This window comes from Flavobacterium sp. Leaf359 (assembly GCF_001423985.1).
Lineage (GTDB): Bacteria > Bacteroidota > Bacteroidia > Flavobacteriales > Flavobacteriaceae > Flavobacterium > Flavobacterium lindanitolerans.
On sequence record NZ_LMPW01000010.1, the window covers coordinates 105117 to 122238 of the forward strand.

Sequence of the window (17122 nt, forward strand, 5' to 3'; positions counted from 1 at the left end):
AATTGAAAAACTATTAACCAAAGATACATTAAAACAAAAAACCCCGACAACTTTCGTTATCGAGGTTTTTCTTTATTTTTAAAACTAGTCGTTCAGTTTCAAAACCGCCATAAAAGCTTCCTGCGGAATTTCAACGTTTCCTACCTGTCTCATACGTTTTTTACCTTTTTTCTGTTTTTCCAACAGTTTTCGCTTACGGGAAATATCGCCACCATAACATTTTGCAGTAACGTCCTTTCTTAATGCTTTGATAGTTTCACGCGCGATAATTTTAGCCCCAATTGCCGCCTGAATTGGAATATCGAACTGTTGTCTTGGAATCAACTCACGTAATTTTTCGGTCATTTTTTTGCCAATATTGTAGGCGTTGTCCTCGTGAATTAAGGCAGAAAGGGCATCTACACCTTGTGCATTCAATAAAACGTCCAGCTTGACCAATTTCGAAGTTCTCATTCCTATTGGCGAATAATCAAAGGATGCATATCCTTTTGAGATTGTTTTTAAACGGTCATAAAAATCAAATACAATTTCAGCCAGAGGCATGTCGAATGAAAGTTCAACACGGTCTGTAGTCAGGTAAGTCTGGTTCGTAATTACACCACGCTTTTCAATACACAGCGACATTACGTTTCCAACAAAGTCTGATTTGGTAATGATGGTTGCTTTGATATACGGTTCTTCAACACGGTCCAGTTTGGATGGTTCCGGAAGGTCTGAAGGGTTGTTAACCACAATACCTTTTTCCGGTTCCTTTTTGGTATAAGCCAGATAAGAAACGTTAGGAACGGTGGTGATTACGGTCATGTTGAATTCGCGTTCCAATCGCTCCTGTATGATTTCCATGTGCAACATTCCCAGGAATCCGCAACGGAAACCAAATCCTAATGCGGCAGAACTTTCAGGAGTAAAGACAAGGGAAGCATCATTCAGCTGCAATTTTTCCATTGAAGCCCTCAAATCTTCATAATCTTCCGTGTCAACAGGATAAATTCCGGCGAAAACCATCGGTTTCACGTCTTCAAATCCTGTAATCATATTGGTTGTAGGTGTTTTTGCATCGGTCAATGTATCACCTACTTTTACTTCTTTTGCTTCTTTGATTCCGGAAATCAGATAACCAACATCACCTGCGGAAATCATAGGTTTTGGAACCTGATTTAATTTCAAGGTGCCAATTTCGTCAGCAAAATATTCATTTCCGGTAGCCATGAATTTAATCTTCTGGCCTTTTTTAATTTGTCCGTTAATAATTCTAAAGATTACCTCAATACCTCGGAAAGGATTGTAGACAGAATCAAAAATCAATGCCTGCAATGGCTCTTCTGGGTCTCCTTTAGGAGGGGGAACTCTTTCAATAATTGCAGCCAGAATATTTTCCACACCAAATCCGGTTTTTCCTGAAGCATGTATGATTTCTTCCAGTTTGCATCCTAACAGGTCCACAATATCATCGCTTACTTCTTCAGGATTGGCACTTGGAAGGTCAACTTTGTTCAATACAGGAATAATTTCCAAATCGTTTTCCAAAGCCAGGTAAAGATTCGAAATGGTCTGTGCCTGTATGCTTTGTGCTGCGTCAACAATCAAAAGCGCACCTTCACAAGCGGCAATCGAACGGGAAACTTCATATGAAAAGTCCACGTGTCCCGGAGTATCAATAAGGTTCAGGATATAATCCTCTCCTTTATAGTGGTATTCCATCTGGATAGCGTGGCTCTTTATCGTAATGCCTCGTTCGCGTTCAAGATCCATATTGTCAAGCAACTGGGCTTTCTCCTCGCGGGCAGATACCGTTCTTGTTGCGCTTAGCAAACGGTCGGCAAGTGTGCTTTTCCCGTGGTCAATATGTGCAATAATGCAAAAATTCCTAATATGTTTCATCTTCTTTTTATATCAATTTTATTGAGGTAATAACCCCCATCCCGGCTTTAAGGCAGGATTTTCCTTCGTTCTCCGCTGTATTTCCTTAAAGATAAGGAATTAATCGGCAAATATAGTTTTTTAGTTTTTAAGTTAAAAGCGGATTTTTAGGGAAAAATTGGGTGCCGTTTTAGAAGAAAATCAAGACTCTTAAATCTGCGTTAAAAGGAAAATTCTTATGGAAAAATTTTAATCCGAAAAATAAATTTTCTATATTTAGTAAAAAGAATAGCCCTATGAAAAAGATAATTCCAATACTGTTACTCTGTTGCATATCTATTATTTTGGTTGCATCCTGCAAGAAGAAAGATAAAGACCTTTCAGGAGTTGATGTGCATGAAGAAGAAAACGTAATTCCTTTTGATAGTACCCAAATTGCAGGTTTCTTTACGAAATATCCTGATTTTAAAGCTTTTCAGCCGGAAATTAAGGAACTGTATAAGAAACATGATTACCATTACATTTGGTATGACCGTGGCGGACTGATTGAATTTGCAGAAGCGCTGTATGACAAAGTCAATCAGATTAAGTCAGAAGGTGTTCAGAGTCAACTGCCTTATAAGCAACAAATCAATGACATATTTTATGAGGCAAAAGAAAAAGGTGGGCCGGATTTGACTTCGGAACTGCTTATTTCATCAATGTATTTTTTCTATGCCAAGAATGTGCTGGAGGGATTAGACCCTAAAGAGAGTAAAGAAACCGGTTGGTATTTGCCTCGTGAAAAAGTTTCTTATGTTACCTATCTGGATACATTAATGAAAGACCCTAATCTTCTGAAAAAACACGATTCCGAGTTGCTGCCATTGTATTATGATTTGAAAAAAGGATTGCAGAAATATACCGAAATAGAAGAAAAAGGCGGTTGGGGTACAATTGAAATGGAAGCGGGTGTCAAGTCGCTTAAACCCGGAGACAGCTCCAAAACAATTGCGGAAGTCAGAAAAAGACTTTTTATTTCTGGCGATTTGAGTAAGGATTCCGGAAATAGCCAATACGACGATGAACTATTGCAGGCCTTGATGAGCTACAAAAAAAGAAATTCCCGTGAAATGGACAGCCTGATTACGCCGGATTTGATAAAGCACCTGAATGTTCCCGTACAGGAAAGAATTAAGGCAATTGTAGTGAATATGGAGCGCTGCCGCTGGATTTCTACAGACCTAACGAAAGGAGGTGAATATATTGCGGTTAATATTCCTTCGTATAGGATGAGGTATTTTAAAGACAATAAAATGAGATTGGAATCTAATGTGGTAGTAGGAAAAGAAATGAATAAGACTATTGTTTTTAGCGGGCAGATGAGCTATCTCGTTTTTAGCCCCTACTGGAATATCCCGAAAAGCATTATCGAAAAAGAGATAAAGCCTGGAATGGCAAAAGACAAAAATTATTTGGCAAACCATAATATGGAATGGAACAATGGAAGAGTTCGCCAGAAACCGGGTAATAAAAACTCACTCGGACTCGTGAAATTCATGTTTCCTAATTCCAATAACATCTACCTCCATGACAGTCCGGCCAAAAGCCTTTTTAATAAAGAAAACAGGGCATTTAGCCATGGATGTGTTCGCGTGCAAAAAGCGAGAGATTTGGCGGTGGCCATTTTGGAAGATGATAAAAACTGGACACCCCAAAAAATAGATAAGGCAATGCATGCCGGAAAAGAAAACAGTTATACGCTTAAGAAAAAAATTCCGGTTTATATTGCTTATTTTACCGCATTCGCAGATGAAAATGGCATGATTGGTTTTTTTGATGATGTTTACAACAGAGACGCGAGGCTGGCTTCATTGCTTTATAAGTCATGAAAACAATAAAAATAGGGACCGTACTGTAAAGTGCGGTCTTTTTTTGTTTTAAATAGGGTGGGAATCAAGTTTTTTCCTAATTTTACAAGACCCAAACATTATGTCCCAACATAATACCTACTATGAAAAAACAAAATTTAGCCATTGCCCTTTTGGACGATGACCAGGAAGAGCACCTGCTTTTTAAAGAAGTAGCCGATGATTTCAGTGAAATAAAGTCAGTGCTTTCTTTTGCCAAAGGAAAAGAAATGCTGGATTATCTCGGTGGTAAAGATAAAAATGTCATTCCTGACATCCTGTTTTTAGACCTTAACATGCCCATACTCTCAGGACTGGATTGCCTTATTGAAATCCGAAAAAAAGAAGAGTATAAAAACCTTCCCATTGTTATCTATTCTACCTCTTCTTCAGAAAAAGATAAAGAAGTGACCTATCGGAATGGAGCCAATCTCTACGTCAACAAACCGATTGAGTTTTCGGATATGAAAAAAATCTTTATGGAAGTCCTGAAAATCAATTGGAAAGAACGCTCCGGAGCATTCAATTTCCAGAATTTTTTTCTCTCTGTTTAGGACTGTTCTGCTGTTGAAGAATAAGGCTTTAAAGTTTTATTAATCAAAATTTTGTAATTTTGCCGCAAAATGAAGAAGATGGTCAAGATTGGCAAAATAGAATTACCTGATTTTCCCCTGTTGTTGGCACCTATGGAAGACGTGAGCGACCCTCCGTTTCGCCGTTTGTGTAAGCTGCATGGAGCAGACCTGATGTACAGTGAATTTATTTCGTCAGAAGGTTTGATTCGTGATGCTATCAAAAGCCGTCAAAAACTGGATATTTTTGATTACGAAAGACCCGTAGGCATTCAGATTTTTGGAGGTGATGAGGAAGCAATGGCGCTTTCTGCAAAAATAGTAGAAACTGTCCGTCCGGATTTGGTTGATATTAATTTTGGATGTCCTGTCAAAAAAGTGGTATGTAAAGGAGCCGGTGCCGGAGTGTTGAAAGATGTTGATTTGATGGTACGCCTGACAAAGGCCGTGATTAAAAGCACCAGCCTACCCGTAACGGTAAAAACAAGGTTGGGTTGGGATGAAAATTCAATCAATATTGACGAGGTTGCAGAAAGATTACAGGATGTTGGAGTACAGGCCCTGACAGTTCATGCCCGAACAAGAGCCCAGATGTATAAAGGGCATTCGGACTGGACACATATTGAGCGAATCAAAAACAATCCGAGAATTACAATGCCCATTTTTGGAAATGGAGATATCGATTCTCCGGAAAAAGCTCTGGAATATAAGAATAGGTTTGGATTGGATGGTATGATGATTGGGCGGGCTGCGATTGGATACCCTTGGATTTTTAACGAAATCAAACATTACTTTAAAACGGGTGAAAAATTACCACAGCCTACAATGGAAGATAGGGTTGAAGCGGCAAGAAATCACCTGACCTGGTCCATGGACTGGAAAGGCGAGCGTGTCGGTATTGTTGAAATGAGAAGACACTATACTAATTATTTCAAAGGCATAGCCGGATTTAAAGAATATAAGCAAAGACTAGTAACAACAGATGATGCTGATGGTCTTTTCAAAACATTGGATGAAATCCAGGAAGTTTTTGGAGGCTATCAATTTGTATGATAAACTAATCCGAAGAGGATTCTTCGGATTTTTTTTGAATAAATTTTATTTATTATCTGATACCTTATACCCAAAAACAAACCCGAATAAGTTTATGTCTTTTTTTGCTTTGTGGCTTTGCGAACTATTTCACACAAAGACGCAGAGCCGCTAAATCCCTGCTAATAGAATATTGAGCGTTACTTTCAGGTTTGAGCTTCCCAATAGCCATTTGAATTTTGAAGGCTTAATTGTTTTTGTTTAATAATGCCAGAGCGCTTTCTAAAATTGCAACGCGCTGTTCCAAAGTATTTTCTTGCGGTAGGGTATGCTGAAAAATGTGTAAAACCTTCCAGGTTAAGAGAACATCTTCTGTGCTTACTTCAATGTCCTTAAATTCTGAATTATTGGCTTTTAAAATTATCCTGCCGTTACTGAAATAGATTTTTCTAAAAAGGATGTCTTCTTTTGTAGCCACAACAACAAGGCTGCCGTCAGCTAAAGGTTGCTGGATGGTTATCTTCTCGCCAACAATAATATCTTTTGGAAGAAACAGGCCCGATATGCCGGCCATGGAATTATCCGTTAATACAAAAGCAGTTTTGTTTTTAGGGCTTACTGTTGGAATTGTTAGTTGAGGGAGGTTGATTTCTTTCCTATTCGTCAGAGCTAATAAATAATCTGATTTCATTCCTTCCATCACGCAAGGTATCCCTTCTGTTTTTACTTTTTTAGGTACGGCCGGACTTGTGGTAATGGTTTCGTTGAATTTTAGCAGACGGTTTACGGTGAGTTCTTTTGTGAGCAAATCTTCAATGTCAATGCTAAAATGATTAGCAATTTTTATCACAGTATCCATTTTAGGGTTACTTCTGCCTTCTTCATAAGCACCAAGCGTGGCCCTCTTTAAATCAAACATTTCAGCAAACTGTAATTGACTGAGGCCATGCACGCTTCTTATCTTTTTTATATTTTTTCCAAACATATCTGCTAAAAATTGCTAAAATTATTTGCAAATTAAAATTGTTGTTTTATATTTGCGCTAATACTTTTAGCAAATATAGTGTATTTAGCAAATTAAATGAGCATAATAATTGCATTTAACAATAAAGATTTTCTGAACAAAATAGTTTTTTTGCTTGGCAATCAAATAAAAAAAAACGAGTTTTATAAAATTAAACCTGTAGAATGAAAGATTATTTTAATGTAATAAAAGGGTACTTGACTGAACTCGAGCTTGAAATAAAATATGAGAATAGCGCAGATAGTATTTTCATTGTAAGTAGCGAGCAGGAAGGTGTTGTAAATCTTATTATTTGTGTAGCCTATCCTATAGTGATATTTGAGCAGTTTCTGTTCGAAATCAAAACAGATTCGCCTTTAGTTTATAAGGCCCTGTTACAGAAAAACAGGGATATTATTCACGGGGCATTTGTTTTAGATCATACAGGTCAGAAAGTTATTTTCAGAGATTCGCTGCAATTGGAAAATTTAGATTTAAATGAATTTGGTGCTACTTTAAATTCGTTGAGCCTGTTGCTTAGCGAATATTCGGAGCAGATTATTAACTTTTCAAAAAGATAGAGACATGAAATTTCTTAGACGACTTTTAAAAATAGGGCAGGCTGAAGTGCACCATGCTATTGACAATATGGAAGACCCTATAAAAATGACAGAGCAGGGAATAAGAGATATGAAAGAGGATCTTGACAAGGCACTTGAAGCCCTGGCTCAGGTAAAGGCGATGAGTATCCGTGCCAAAAAAGAAGTGGGTGAGTATGAAGATAAAGCAGAAGACTACAATGAAAAAGCGATGCTTATCTTAAAAAAGGCACAGGCCGGAGGGATTGAACCAGGCGAAGCTGATAGGTTGGCGACAGAAGCACTCGTGAAAAAAGAGGAAGCCGTTGGTTTGAAAAATCAGGCTATTACCGATAAGGAAAAATTTGACCAGAATGTATTGCAAATGGAGGCAAACGTTCAGACCATCAAGCAAAACATCAGTAAATGGGAAAATGAACTTAAAATATTGCGTTCCCGTGTGAAGGTGGCTGATGCAACCAAGAGCCTTAACAAGCAAATGGCAAAAATAGACAGCAACGGAACGATAGCGTTGTTGGAAAGGATGAAAGAAAAAGTGCATCAGGAGGAGGCGTTGGCAGAAGCTTATGGTGAAATTGCCAATTCTTCAAAATCTATTGATGAAGAAATCAACAGGGTGGTGGATGTTAAAAAGTCAAAAGCCCATAATGAGTTGGAAAAACTGAAGGAACAACTTGGTATAAGTGATCCCAAAGACTAAAAAATAAATAAATGAAGGAGCTTATAGAAATTTCTTTTTCGCCGGTCAATGCTTTTTTTAGTATCATGTCTATTATCATGGTCGTGTATTGGCTGCTTGTTATCATAGCCGGTATTGATCCTGATTTGTTCAGTATTGATTTTGACTCCGCAGACATAGAGAGCAATTTTGACCATGATGTTTCCGGTAGCGAACACGCTCATGAAGGAAACGGTTTTATGAAGGTACTGGAGTATTTTAACTTCGATGAGCTTCCTCTCATGTTTATCCTTACCATTATTTTTTTCAGTATGTGGCTGGTTGGGGTAAATGTCACTTACTATTTTGGGATAGAAAGTACGCTAATTGGTTTCTTATTGCTTATACCCAATTTTATCCTGAGTCTTTTTGTAGTAAAGATTTTTAGCAAGCCACTTGGCTATGTCTACAAGCAATTGAATCACAAAGGAGAACCCGAAATAGACTTTTTGGGAAGAAGATGCAGTGTGACTTCTACAGTTACAGAACAAAAAACAGGGCAGATAGAACTCATAGTAAATGGTGACCCAATGAAGCTTTATGCCAGAAGTAATACTGATGAGAAATTAGTAGCTGGCGACCAGGCTGTTATTGTGGGTGAAAGCAACGATAAAAAATATTATCTCATTGAAAAATTTGACTATTAACCAATACTATACTAACCATGATTGTTTTAATAATACGTCTTATTGCCAGCCTGGTTTATCTCGTAATTAATTTTATTGACTTTTTAATATAAATAACACCAAAATTATAAAACACTAATACAATGCTAGGAAACTCGTTACTCATCACAATGATTGCCATAATAATAGTAGTTATAGGGCTGCTGGTATGGGTCATTTCAATGTACAAAAAAATTATCCAGGGAAAAGTAATTGTACGCACCGGTGCAGGTGGTACAAAAGTTTTCTATAATGCAGGACTTGTAGTGCCTGTGTTGCATAAAATGGAGATAATGGATATCTCGGTTAAAAAACTTGACGTAGAAAGAACAGGTGTTAACGGACTTATCTGTAAAGACAATATAAGGGCAGACATTAAGGTAACCTTTTTCATAAAAATCAATAAATCTACTGCAGATATTATTAACGTTGCTCAAACGATTGGTTGTGAGCGTGCTTCGGAAATTGACGTATTGAGAAATCTTTTTGATGCCAAATTTTCAGAAGCCTTAAAAACGGTTGGTAAAAAATTCGATTTTGTAGAACTGTACGAAGCCAGAAGTGAATTCAGGGAAGAAATCATTGCGATTATTGGTACAGACCTAAACGGTTATGTACTGGATGATTGCGCTATCGACGATTTGGAACAAACGCCGCTTTCGCAACTGAAGGCCGATAATATTCTTGATTCTGAAGGTATTAAAAAAATTACGGAACTTACTGCTGCACAAAACATTAAAGCGAACCTGATACGCAGGGATGAGGAAAAAACCATACGCAAGCAGGACGTTGAAGCCAAAGAAGCCATATTGGCGTTAGACCGTCAGTTAGCTGAAAAGGAAGAACAGCAAAAAAGAGAAATTGCCAATATCAAGGCTCGTGAAGAAGCCGAGATTGTAAAAGTTTCTGAAGAAGAAAGGCTTAAGGCAGAAACAGCCCGTATAAACACTACAGAAAAAGTAATGGTTGCTGAAGAAAATAAGGACAGGCTTATTATTGTTGCGGCTAAAAACAAACAGCGTACAGAAGCTGTCGAAACTGAAAGAGTAGAGAAAGACCGTGCTCTTGAGCAAACGGAAAGAGAACGTATCGTTACACTGGCTCAAATTGAAAAAGAAAAGGCGGTCGAAGTGGAACGTAAAAACATTCAGAACGTTATCCGCGACAGAGTAGTACTTGAAAAAGGAGTAGTTCAGGAACAGGAAAATATGAAAGATATTGAAGCTTTCAAAGAAGCTGACAGACAGAAAAAAGTAGCAGTTACTCTTGCTGAAAAAGAGAGTGAAGAACTTTACATCAAAAGACTGAAAGCTGCTGAGGCTGAAAAAGAAGCTGCAAAACAAAAAGCAGAAGAAATAAACATTGAAGCGGCTGCAAGAATGGCTGCCAGCGAAAAAGAAGCGGAGGCCAGAAAAATCTTAGCAGAAGCAAAAGCTAAAGAAGATGCTACATTAGGATTGTCTGAAGCTCAGGTAATGCATGCTAAAGCAGATGCAAACGAAAGACAGGGTATTGTAGATGCTGTGGTTATTGAGAAGAAGGCATTGGCTGAAGCTGCAGGTATTAAAGCTAAAGCCGAAGCCGAAAAACAATTGGGTGTGTCTGAGGCTGAGGTTATCAAAGAAAAAGCACTTGCAGAAGCTAGCGGTATCGAGGAAAAAGCCGAGGCTATGAAAAAACTTGACGGTGTTGGTAAGGACCACGAAGAGTTCAAACTTCGCCTTAATAAGGAGCTGCAGGTTGACCTTGCCCATATCCATATACAGAAAGATATTGCAGATGCTCAGGCAAATGTATTGGCAGAAGCGCTTAGGTCGGCTAAGATTGATATTGTGGGTGGTGAAACCATGTTCTTTGACCAGATTGTGGGTCAGATTACTAAAGCTAAAGGTTTCGACAGACTTGTAAATGGAAGTGAAAATATTACTGAAATTAAAGAAGCCATATTAGGTAATGATAGTGAAGGTGGAGAAAATCTGTTGGAAAGAATAAAAGGTTTTGCGGATAAATATGGCATAACGTCCGAAGATATCAAGAATCTTACGGTAGCCGGATTGCTGGTCGAACTGCAAAAACGAAGCAATGATGAAGGCGAAAAAGGACTTTTCTCTAACCTGATGGACATGGCAAAAAATCTTGGACTATCGGGTAAAAAATTAGGATAACCATTCCTTTCTGATATAGTTTCCCGTACGATAATACCGTGCGGGATACTTTTCTATTACGATTACATTTTGTAATCCAACCCTAAAATTTAAAAATCATGAGTACACTGGAAGGCGGTACATATGAAATCATACGAGGCAGGCTGGAAACGCAAAAGGACGACCTTTCCGCCCGGCTTAATAAACTTAACGAAGCAAGGAAAGAGATTTTTGGCAGTACCGAAACTAAACTTCTTGCCAATAACCGTATCATTACAGAAAATAATTGCATACCTAATGATATTGTATCCATTAATGATACCTGTATTTTTGGTTATAATGTTCACTTTGGACTACGTACAGATATAAAGACGGAAGATGTTTTCAGCATCTATAAATATGAAGACGGGGAGTTTAAGCAGCAAGGAATGGATATCATTTCCGATACTGTTTTCTTAGATGATTTTTTAAATCTGTATAAATACTATCGTGATACAGAATTTAAGAAGTTTTTTATTACCGGAAATTACCTGCACATGATATTTCAGTTGAGTGACAGGATTTCAGATATAAAAACATTTAAATGGCTCATAAAAGACGGTACGCTTATCTATCAGGACAACCGCAGCGACAGCGAATATCGTTTGCCGCGCCAGCATGATTTTATCTGGCAGCAAACTACACGTGATATGCAACGTTATGGAAAACATCCGCACGTGTCTATACTTGACAAGGTTTTTGTGGAAACGGTAGGAGGAACCCTGACCATTAAAGTAGAAGATAATACCAGTTCAGGCAAAGGTGTTTATGAAGAAGATGTCTTGTATCCGGACCAGACACTGGACGATGGTAATTACCAATATGCCGATTTGGGCAATCTTATAGCCTTACAGATAAAACCGTTTCAGGAAGAAGCCCGTTTTTTTATCTACAACCACAAATTGCAGGAAGTAAAAAAAATAGACAGCCTTTCCACTTCAGCAATACTTCTTCCTGACCAACATGGACTTATATTTTCAAACGGTTATTACCTGCAAACAGGGGAATATAAGATATTTGAAAACAGCCTTCGAAACCTGTTGTTCCAGGAAAAGATAGCTTCGCCAAACGGTGAAGATTTCATGTATGTATTTTATGAAGAACTGACAGGGCAATATGTGCTTATGTCCTATAATATCATTACCCACGAGGTAATGACACCAATTATCTGCAATGGGTTTACCATACTTGAAAACGGTGAATTATGCTATTTCAGGGCAGAAGAAGAACATACTAAAAACCATTTGGTGCAAATCTGGCAGACTCCTTTTGTCAAAGGAGATGTAATGCCTACACAGTATAAAGACAGTTTTTTGTATAAAATAGGCAATAAGGACATTGTAAAGGCTATGGCAGATTGCCATTCTATCATAACACTCCTTAATAAAAATGATGATTATGAAGGTTTGTATGCAGACCTTACAAGACAGTCGCAAAATATTCTGGACACCTATTACTGGATAAACAGTAAAGAAACTTTTGAGCTGCACATACCGCTTACCGAAATTAAGAATACGGCCAATACGGCAATTGACGAGTTTGAAAAAGTAGTGCAGCTAAGGCTTAATGCAGCAAAAATTACTCAGGAAATAAAGGATAAGGCAGAAGCACTTTTTATAAAAATAAAAAGTTCTCCGCTTGATGATATTGATGTTTTTGTAGCCGACCTTGCAGGACTCCGGACTTTGAGAGGAGAAGTAATAAGCCTTCGTGAGATTCGATATGTAGAAGAGAACTTTATCAATGAACTCGAAGCTGAAATTATCGCACAGACAGAACATATTTCGCAAAATTGTCTGCAATTCCTTATGGATGATAAGGCATTGGTTCCGTATCATAACCGGGTCGAAGAAAAACAGAAAGGACTTGATAAAATTACTACGGCCGCCGAAGGTAAAAAGTTGGAAGATGAAGTCAATGCAATTACTGCCGATTTGGAAATGCTTATTGAAATTGTTTCGAATCTTAAAATTGACGACACTTCAAAATCAACCCATATTATCAATACCATATCGCTGATTTTCTCCACACTTAACAGATTAAAAGCAGACATTAAGAACAAAGTTTCATCTCTTGGAAGTAAAGAAGCCAGGGCTGATTTTGCTGCTCAAATGAAGCTGATTGACCAAAGCATGGTAAACTCGCTCGATAGAGCTGTAAATCCTGACAAAGCGGATGAACTTCTAAATAAAATATCAGTACAGCTGGAAGATGTCGAAGCCCGTTTTGCAGATTATGATGAATTTACAGGCGCCATTCTCGAAAAGAGGGAAGAAATTTATGCTGCTTTTGAAGCTAAAAAAAACAGTCTGGTTGAAGCAAGAAATAAAAAAGCAGTAGCGATACAAAAAGCAGCTGAGCGAATTCTTAAAAATATCGACGTAAAGGCGCTTGCCCTCAGTTCGGTTGAAGAAATAAACGGCTATTTCGCATCTGACCTTATGGTTGCGAAACTGCGCGATTTGGCTGCTCAGCTGATTGAAATGGATGATACGGGCAAAGCCGAGACCATAGAAACACAGTTAAAAGCTTCTCGCGAAGATGCCTTGCGAAAGCTTAAAGACAAGCAAGATTTATATGAAAACGGCGAGAATATATTGCGTTTAGGCAAGCACCGGTTTGCAGTCAATAAACAGCCGTTAGACCTGACTATCGTTTATAAAGAAGGGAAGTTGAATTATCATTTAACCGGGACCGATTTTTACCAGGAACTTTCGGGCAGTGCTTTGGACTCGCTTCAAAAATACTGGTCACAAGACCTGATTTCTGAAAATGATACTATTTACAGAGGAGCTTATCTGGCCTATAAAATTTTTAAAACCTATGGTGCGGCCAGATTGTATAGCCTGACTGATGAGGAATTGGAAACAATTGTCAAAGACGAAACCCTAAAGAATTATACAGAAGGTTATATAAAAGGAGTGCATGATGCCGATGCTTTTAAAATAGTAAAAGTGCTTATAACAAAGCACAACGATTTAAAACTGCTGCGATATTCGCCAACAGTACGTGCCTTTGCACAATTTGTATGGAATAGTCTTCCTGAAGAAGACCGTAATGCAATGAATGTAAAAATAAAAGCTTCGGGCAATGTACTGGCTATTTTTCCGGAATCTACGGAGTTTGATTACATCATAAATGAGCTTAGACAAAAAGCAGAAGGCTTTTTAGAGACTACTGCAGTATCAAAAAATAGTGGTGCTGAAATTCCTGAAATTGCAAGCTACCTTTTTGATGAATTAAAAGATGGCGATGTTTTCTCTGTGAGCCATCGCGCCACGCAAATTGCTGAAAATTTTATAAAAACTCTGGAGGCCAAAAGTGCATTGATGAGTTTCAGGCATGCTGTTGAAGCCGCTGCTGATAACGAAACTTCATTGTTGCTTGCAGTCCAATGGGTGTCGTCATATTTGGCACAAAATGAAGAAAAGCAAAATGCAGAATATCTTTATGAAGTCGTAGCCTTGTTATTGTACAGCCAAAAGTCTGATGAACAGGTTTCTGGCATAACACCGGAAGAAACAATTATCGGATTGGTTGGAGCACATCCTTCAATTACTGATGGTGTTTTTCAGTTTCATTACCATAAGTTTATAAAACTTCTCAAAGAATATTTTGATAAGGATGTACCTGCTTTTGAGCAATTCAGAGAAGAAAGGCATAAACTTACACAGCAACTCAAAGTCGATTTAAGGCTCCATGAATTTACGCCAAAGGTGCTTACTTCGTTTGTGCGTAATAAGCTTATAGACCAGGTATATTTGTCGTTATTTGGTGATAATCTTGCAAAACAGCTTGGTAGTGCAGGAGAAAATAAAAGAACAGACCGTTCCGGCATGTTGCTCCTGGTATCACCGCCGGGTTATGGTAAGACAACACTTATGGAATATCTGGCTAATAGATTGGGACTTATCTTTATGAAGATTAACGGACCAGCCATTGGTCATGAAATCACTTCTGTAGACCCGACTTCAGCAAGCAATTCGGCTGCAAGGGAAGAACTTAAAAAATTGAACCTTGCTTTGGAGATGGGGAACAATGTCATGCTGTATTTGGATGATATCCAGCATTGCAGCCCGGAGTTCCTGCAAAAATTTATCTCATTGGCAGACGGAACCAGAAAAATAGAAGGAGTTTATAACGGACAGCCAAAAACTTATGACATGAAATCCAAAAAGTTTTGTGTAGTAATGGCAGGTAACCCTTATACAGAAACCGGAGAGAAATTTAGAATACCGGACATGCTCGCCAACCGTGCCGATATTTATAATCTGGGCGATGTCATAGGTAATTCGGCTGAATTATTTGAGCTAAGTCTTATTGAAAATGCCATGACCTCCAATCCGATGCTGGCGCAGCTTGCTTCCAGAAATATGGACGACTTGTATCCGTTTATAAAAATGGCTCAAACAGGACAACGGGATGGGTTAGAACTTAAAGGAAACCATACCAAACAGGACATCGAAGTGTATGTTTCCGTGTTGGATAAAGTACTTAAGATACGTGATGTAGTGCTTCAGGTCAATGCGGCCTATATTGCTTCTGCCGCTATGGAAGATGCCTATAGAACTGAGCCTCCATTCAAACTGCAAGGATCTTACCGCGACATGAACAAATTGGTTGCAAAAATAGAACCGGTTATGAATGATGCCGAAGTAGCTGGGCTATTGCTGTCGCATTATCAAAATGAAACGCAAACGCTTACCAATGCAGCAGAAGCAAACCTGTTAAAATATAAAGAATTGACAAGGACTTTAAATGATACCGAAGAAGAACGCTGGACGTCGATAAAGGAAACATTTCAAAAGAATAACAAGCTTAAAGGTTTTGGGAATAAAAACGAAATGGCTCAGGTGTTACAGCAAATGATGGAGTTTACCAGCCATATTGAAGGAATTAAGCAGATACTAGGAAAAAGACTTGGAGAATAAAGTCAATAGCTTTTAATATAAATGGCCTTACGTTAGTAAGGCCATTTTTTTAGTATCTATGTTTAAAATTTAAGAGACTTATACTTCAATACGTTTCCATTTTCCTCTCTTGAAAAGTACATAGCCTGCAATTGTTATGGCCGTTTCAGCAATAGGTATAGCCATAAAAACACCCGTAGGCCCCATGCCTAATTTCTTAGCCAGAACATAAGCCAAAGGAATCTGGAACAGCCAGAAGCCGAAGAAATTAATCCAGGTTGGAGTCCAGGTGTCGCCTGCACCGTTAAAGGTGTTTATCAATACCATACCAATACCATAGAAAATATAGCCAAGGCTCATGATTCTGATAGCTTCTACTGCGATTTCTTTAACAACCAAATCATTCGTGAAGAAGCCGGCAATATATTCAGCTCCCAAAAGCGTAATAGCCATGATGGTTGCCATGAATATCACATTGTATTTGGCGGTCTGCATAACAGATTTCTCCGCTCTTTCAATTTGTTTTGCACCTAAATTCTGTCCCACTAATGTTGCTGCGGCATTACTTAATCCCCAGGCAGGTAAGATAAAGAACATCATGATTCTCAATGCAGTCTGATATCCGGCCGACCCGTGGTCGCCACCTGTTACAGCAACAAGATTGGCTAAAAATATCCAGCTGCAGGAAGCAATCACAAATTGCAATACTCCCGGTGCTGCTACTTTGATAGTGTTTTGTATCAGTTTCCAATCGGGAAGGAAATAGGAAGCGGCAATTTTTAAAATGCCCTTGCCATTAAACAGATGGTATAACTGGTACAATACGCCTATGGTTCTTCCGGCCGTAGTTGCAATAGCTGCTCCCGTGAGCCCAAATGCAGGTATTGGTCCTAAACCGTTGATTAGTATAGGACAAAAAATAATATTGCAGATATTGGCAAGCCAAAGACTTTTCATGGCTATTGCAGCATTACCGGCTCCGCGGAAAATACCATTGATAAGGAAAAGCAAAACGATGCTGATGCTTCCGCCCATCATAATCCTCATGAAATTAGTGCCGTGAAGAGCCGCTTCCGGTGAAGCCCCCATCAACATTAGGATTTCCGTTGCATATAATAAGCCAAGAATACTGATGACCGTATTCACGGCAACAGCTATTATAACGGCCTGCATTCCTGCTTTTGAAGCAGCAACAGGGTCTTTTTCACCAATCCTTCGGGCAACAACGGCCGTAGCCGCCATACTTAAACCGATAGCCAGGGAATAAATGACTGTGAGTACAGATTCTGTAAGTCCTACAGTTTGTATGGCAAAGCTGCTGTTTTCGAGATGTCCGACGAAATATAAGTCGACCAGTGCGAAAACAGATTCCATCATCATTTCCAATACCATTGGAATGGCTAAAAGAATAACTGCCTTACGGATGCTTCCGGAAGTATAATCGAAATCAGCTTCGCCTTTAAGCGATTGTTTTATTGTAATAAATAAACGGGATAAAAAACTTTGTTTTTGTTCTGTTTGTGTCATGATTATTTAATAAGTAGGTGAGCGTCACAAAAACGTGACGAAAAAAAAATAACTAATCAAGGCGGGCCTAAAAAGGTTTAGACCAAAACAAAAACAAACATGGTTCTAATAATTTAGACAACAAATGTATAATTATTTTTTTAAGAAGGGAGATTTTTTTTTTT

The 17122-nt window shown here is 38.4% G+C and carries 11 protein-coding genes; 8 read left to right on the forward strand and 3 right to left on the reverse strand.

What is annotated here, in order from left to right; all coding sequences use genetic code 11:
* Positions 1–84: 84 nt before the first annotated feature.
* Entirely contained in the window at positions 85–1881 is a 1797-nt protein-coding gene (lepA, locus tag ASG38_RS04750; protein ID WP_056067666.1) for a translation elongation factor 4, read from the reverse strand.
* Between the two features lie 275 nt (positions 1882–2156).
* Between lepA and ASG38_RS04755 the strand changes: the two genes are divergently transcribed.
* The 3 genes from ASG38_RS04755 (at position 2157) to dusB (ending at position 5374) form a co-directional block, all read left to right on the forward strand.
* The gene (locus ASG38_RS04755; protein WP_056067668.1) at positions 2157–3731 is read left to right on the forward strand and encodes a murein L,D-transpeptidase; all 1575 of its coding nucleotides are present in this window, start codon (positions 2157–2159) and stop codon (positions 3729–3731) included.
* A 122-nt stretch (positions 3732–3853) separates the two neighbouring features.
* The gene (locus tag ASG38_RS04760) at positions 3854–4303 is read left to right on the forward strand and encodes a response regulator (RefSeq protein ID WP_056067671.1); all 450 of its coding nucleotides are present in this window, start codon (positions 3854–3856) and stop codon (positions 4301–4303) included.
* A gap of 78 nt (positions 4304–4381) precedes the next feature.
* Positions 4382–5374: a tRNA dihydrouridine synthase DusB gene (gene dusB, locus ASG38_RS04765; RefSeq protein WP_056067673.1), complete on the forward strand. Its 993-nt coding sequence runs from the start codon at positions 4382–4384 to the stop codon at positions 5372–5374.
* 226 nt (positions 5375–5600) lie between these two features.
* On the opposite strand, the gene ASG38_RS04770 is transcribed toward dusB, so the two are convergent.
* A complete protein-coding gene (locus tag ASG38_RS04770) occupies positions 5601–6338 on the reverse strand; it encodes a helix-turn-helix domain-containing protein (RefSeq protein WP_056067674.1) in 738 nt (245 codons plus the stop codon).
* A gap of 203 nt (positions 6339–6541) precedes the next feature.
* On the opposite strand from ASG38_RS04770, the gene ASG38_RS04775 reads away from it, so the two are divergent.
* The 5 genes from ASG38_RS04775 (at position 6542) to ASG38_RS04795 (ending at position 15452) form a co-directional block, all read left to right on the forward strand.
* Entirely contained in the window at positions 6542–6937 is a 396-nt protein-coding gene (locus ASG38_RS04775; RefSeq protein WP_056067676.1) for a YbjN domain-containing protein, read from the forward strand.
* A 4-nt stretch (positions 6938–6941) separates the two neighbouring features.
* Complete coding sequence (locus tag ASG38_RS04780; RefSeq protein ID WP_056067677.1) at positions 6942–7655, forward strand: PspA/IM30 family protein; 714 nt, start codon at positions 6942–6944, stop codon at positions 7653–7655.
* Positions 7656–7666: 11 nt separating this feature from the next.
* On the forward strand, positions 7667–8320 hold the full coding sequence (locus ASG38_RS04785; RefSeq protein WP_056067679.1) for an OB-fold-containig protein: 654 nt from the start codon (positions 7667–7669) through the stop codon (positions 8318–8320).
* A 149-nt stretch (positions 8321–8469) separates the two neighbouring features.
* The gene (locus ASG38_RS04790) at positions 8470–10503 is read left to right on the forward strand and encodes a flotillin family protein (RefSeq protein WP_369814299.1); all 2034 of its coding nucleotides are present in this window, start codon (positions 8470–8472) and stop codon (positions 10501–10503) included.
* 98 nt (positions 10504–10601) lie between these two features.
* Positions 10602–15452 carry a DNA repair ATPase gene (locus ASG38_RS04795; protein ID WP_056067683.1) on the forward strand — a complete coding sequence of 1617 codons (4851 nt, stop codon included), beginning with the start codon at positions 10602–10604 and terminating at the stop codon, positions 15450–15452.
* Positions 15453–15530: 78 nt separating this feature from the next.
* Here the strand turns inward: ASG38_RS04795 and ASG38_RS04800 are convergent, their stop codons facing one another.
* Positions 15531–16958 carry an MATE family efflux transporter gene (locus ASG38_RS04800; RefSeq protein ID WP_056067684.1) on the reverse strand — a complete coding sequence of 476 codons (1428 nt, stop codon included), beginning with the start codon at positions 16956–16958 and terminating at the stop codon, positions 15531–15533.
* Positions 16959–17122: the final 164 nt, after the last annotated feature.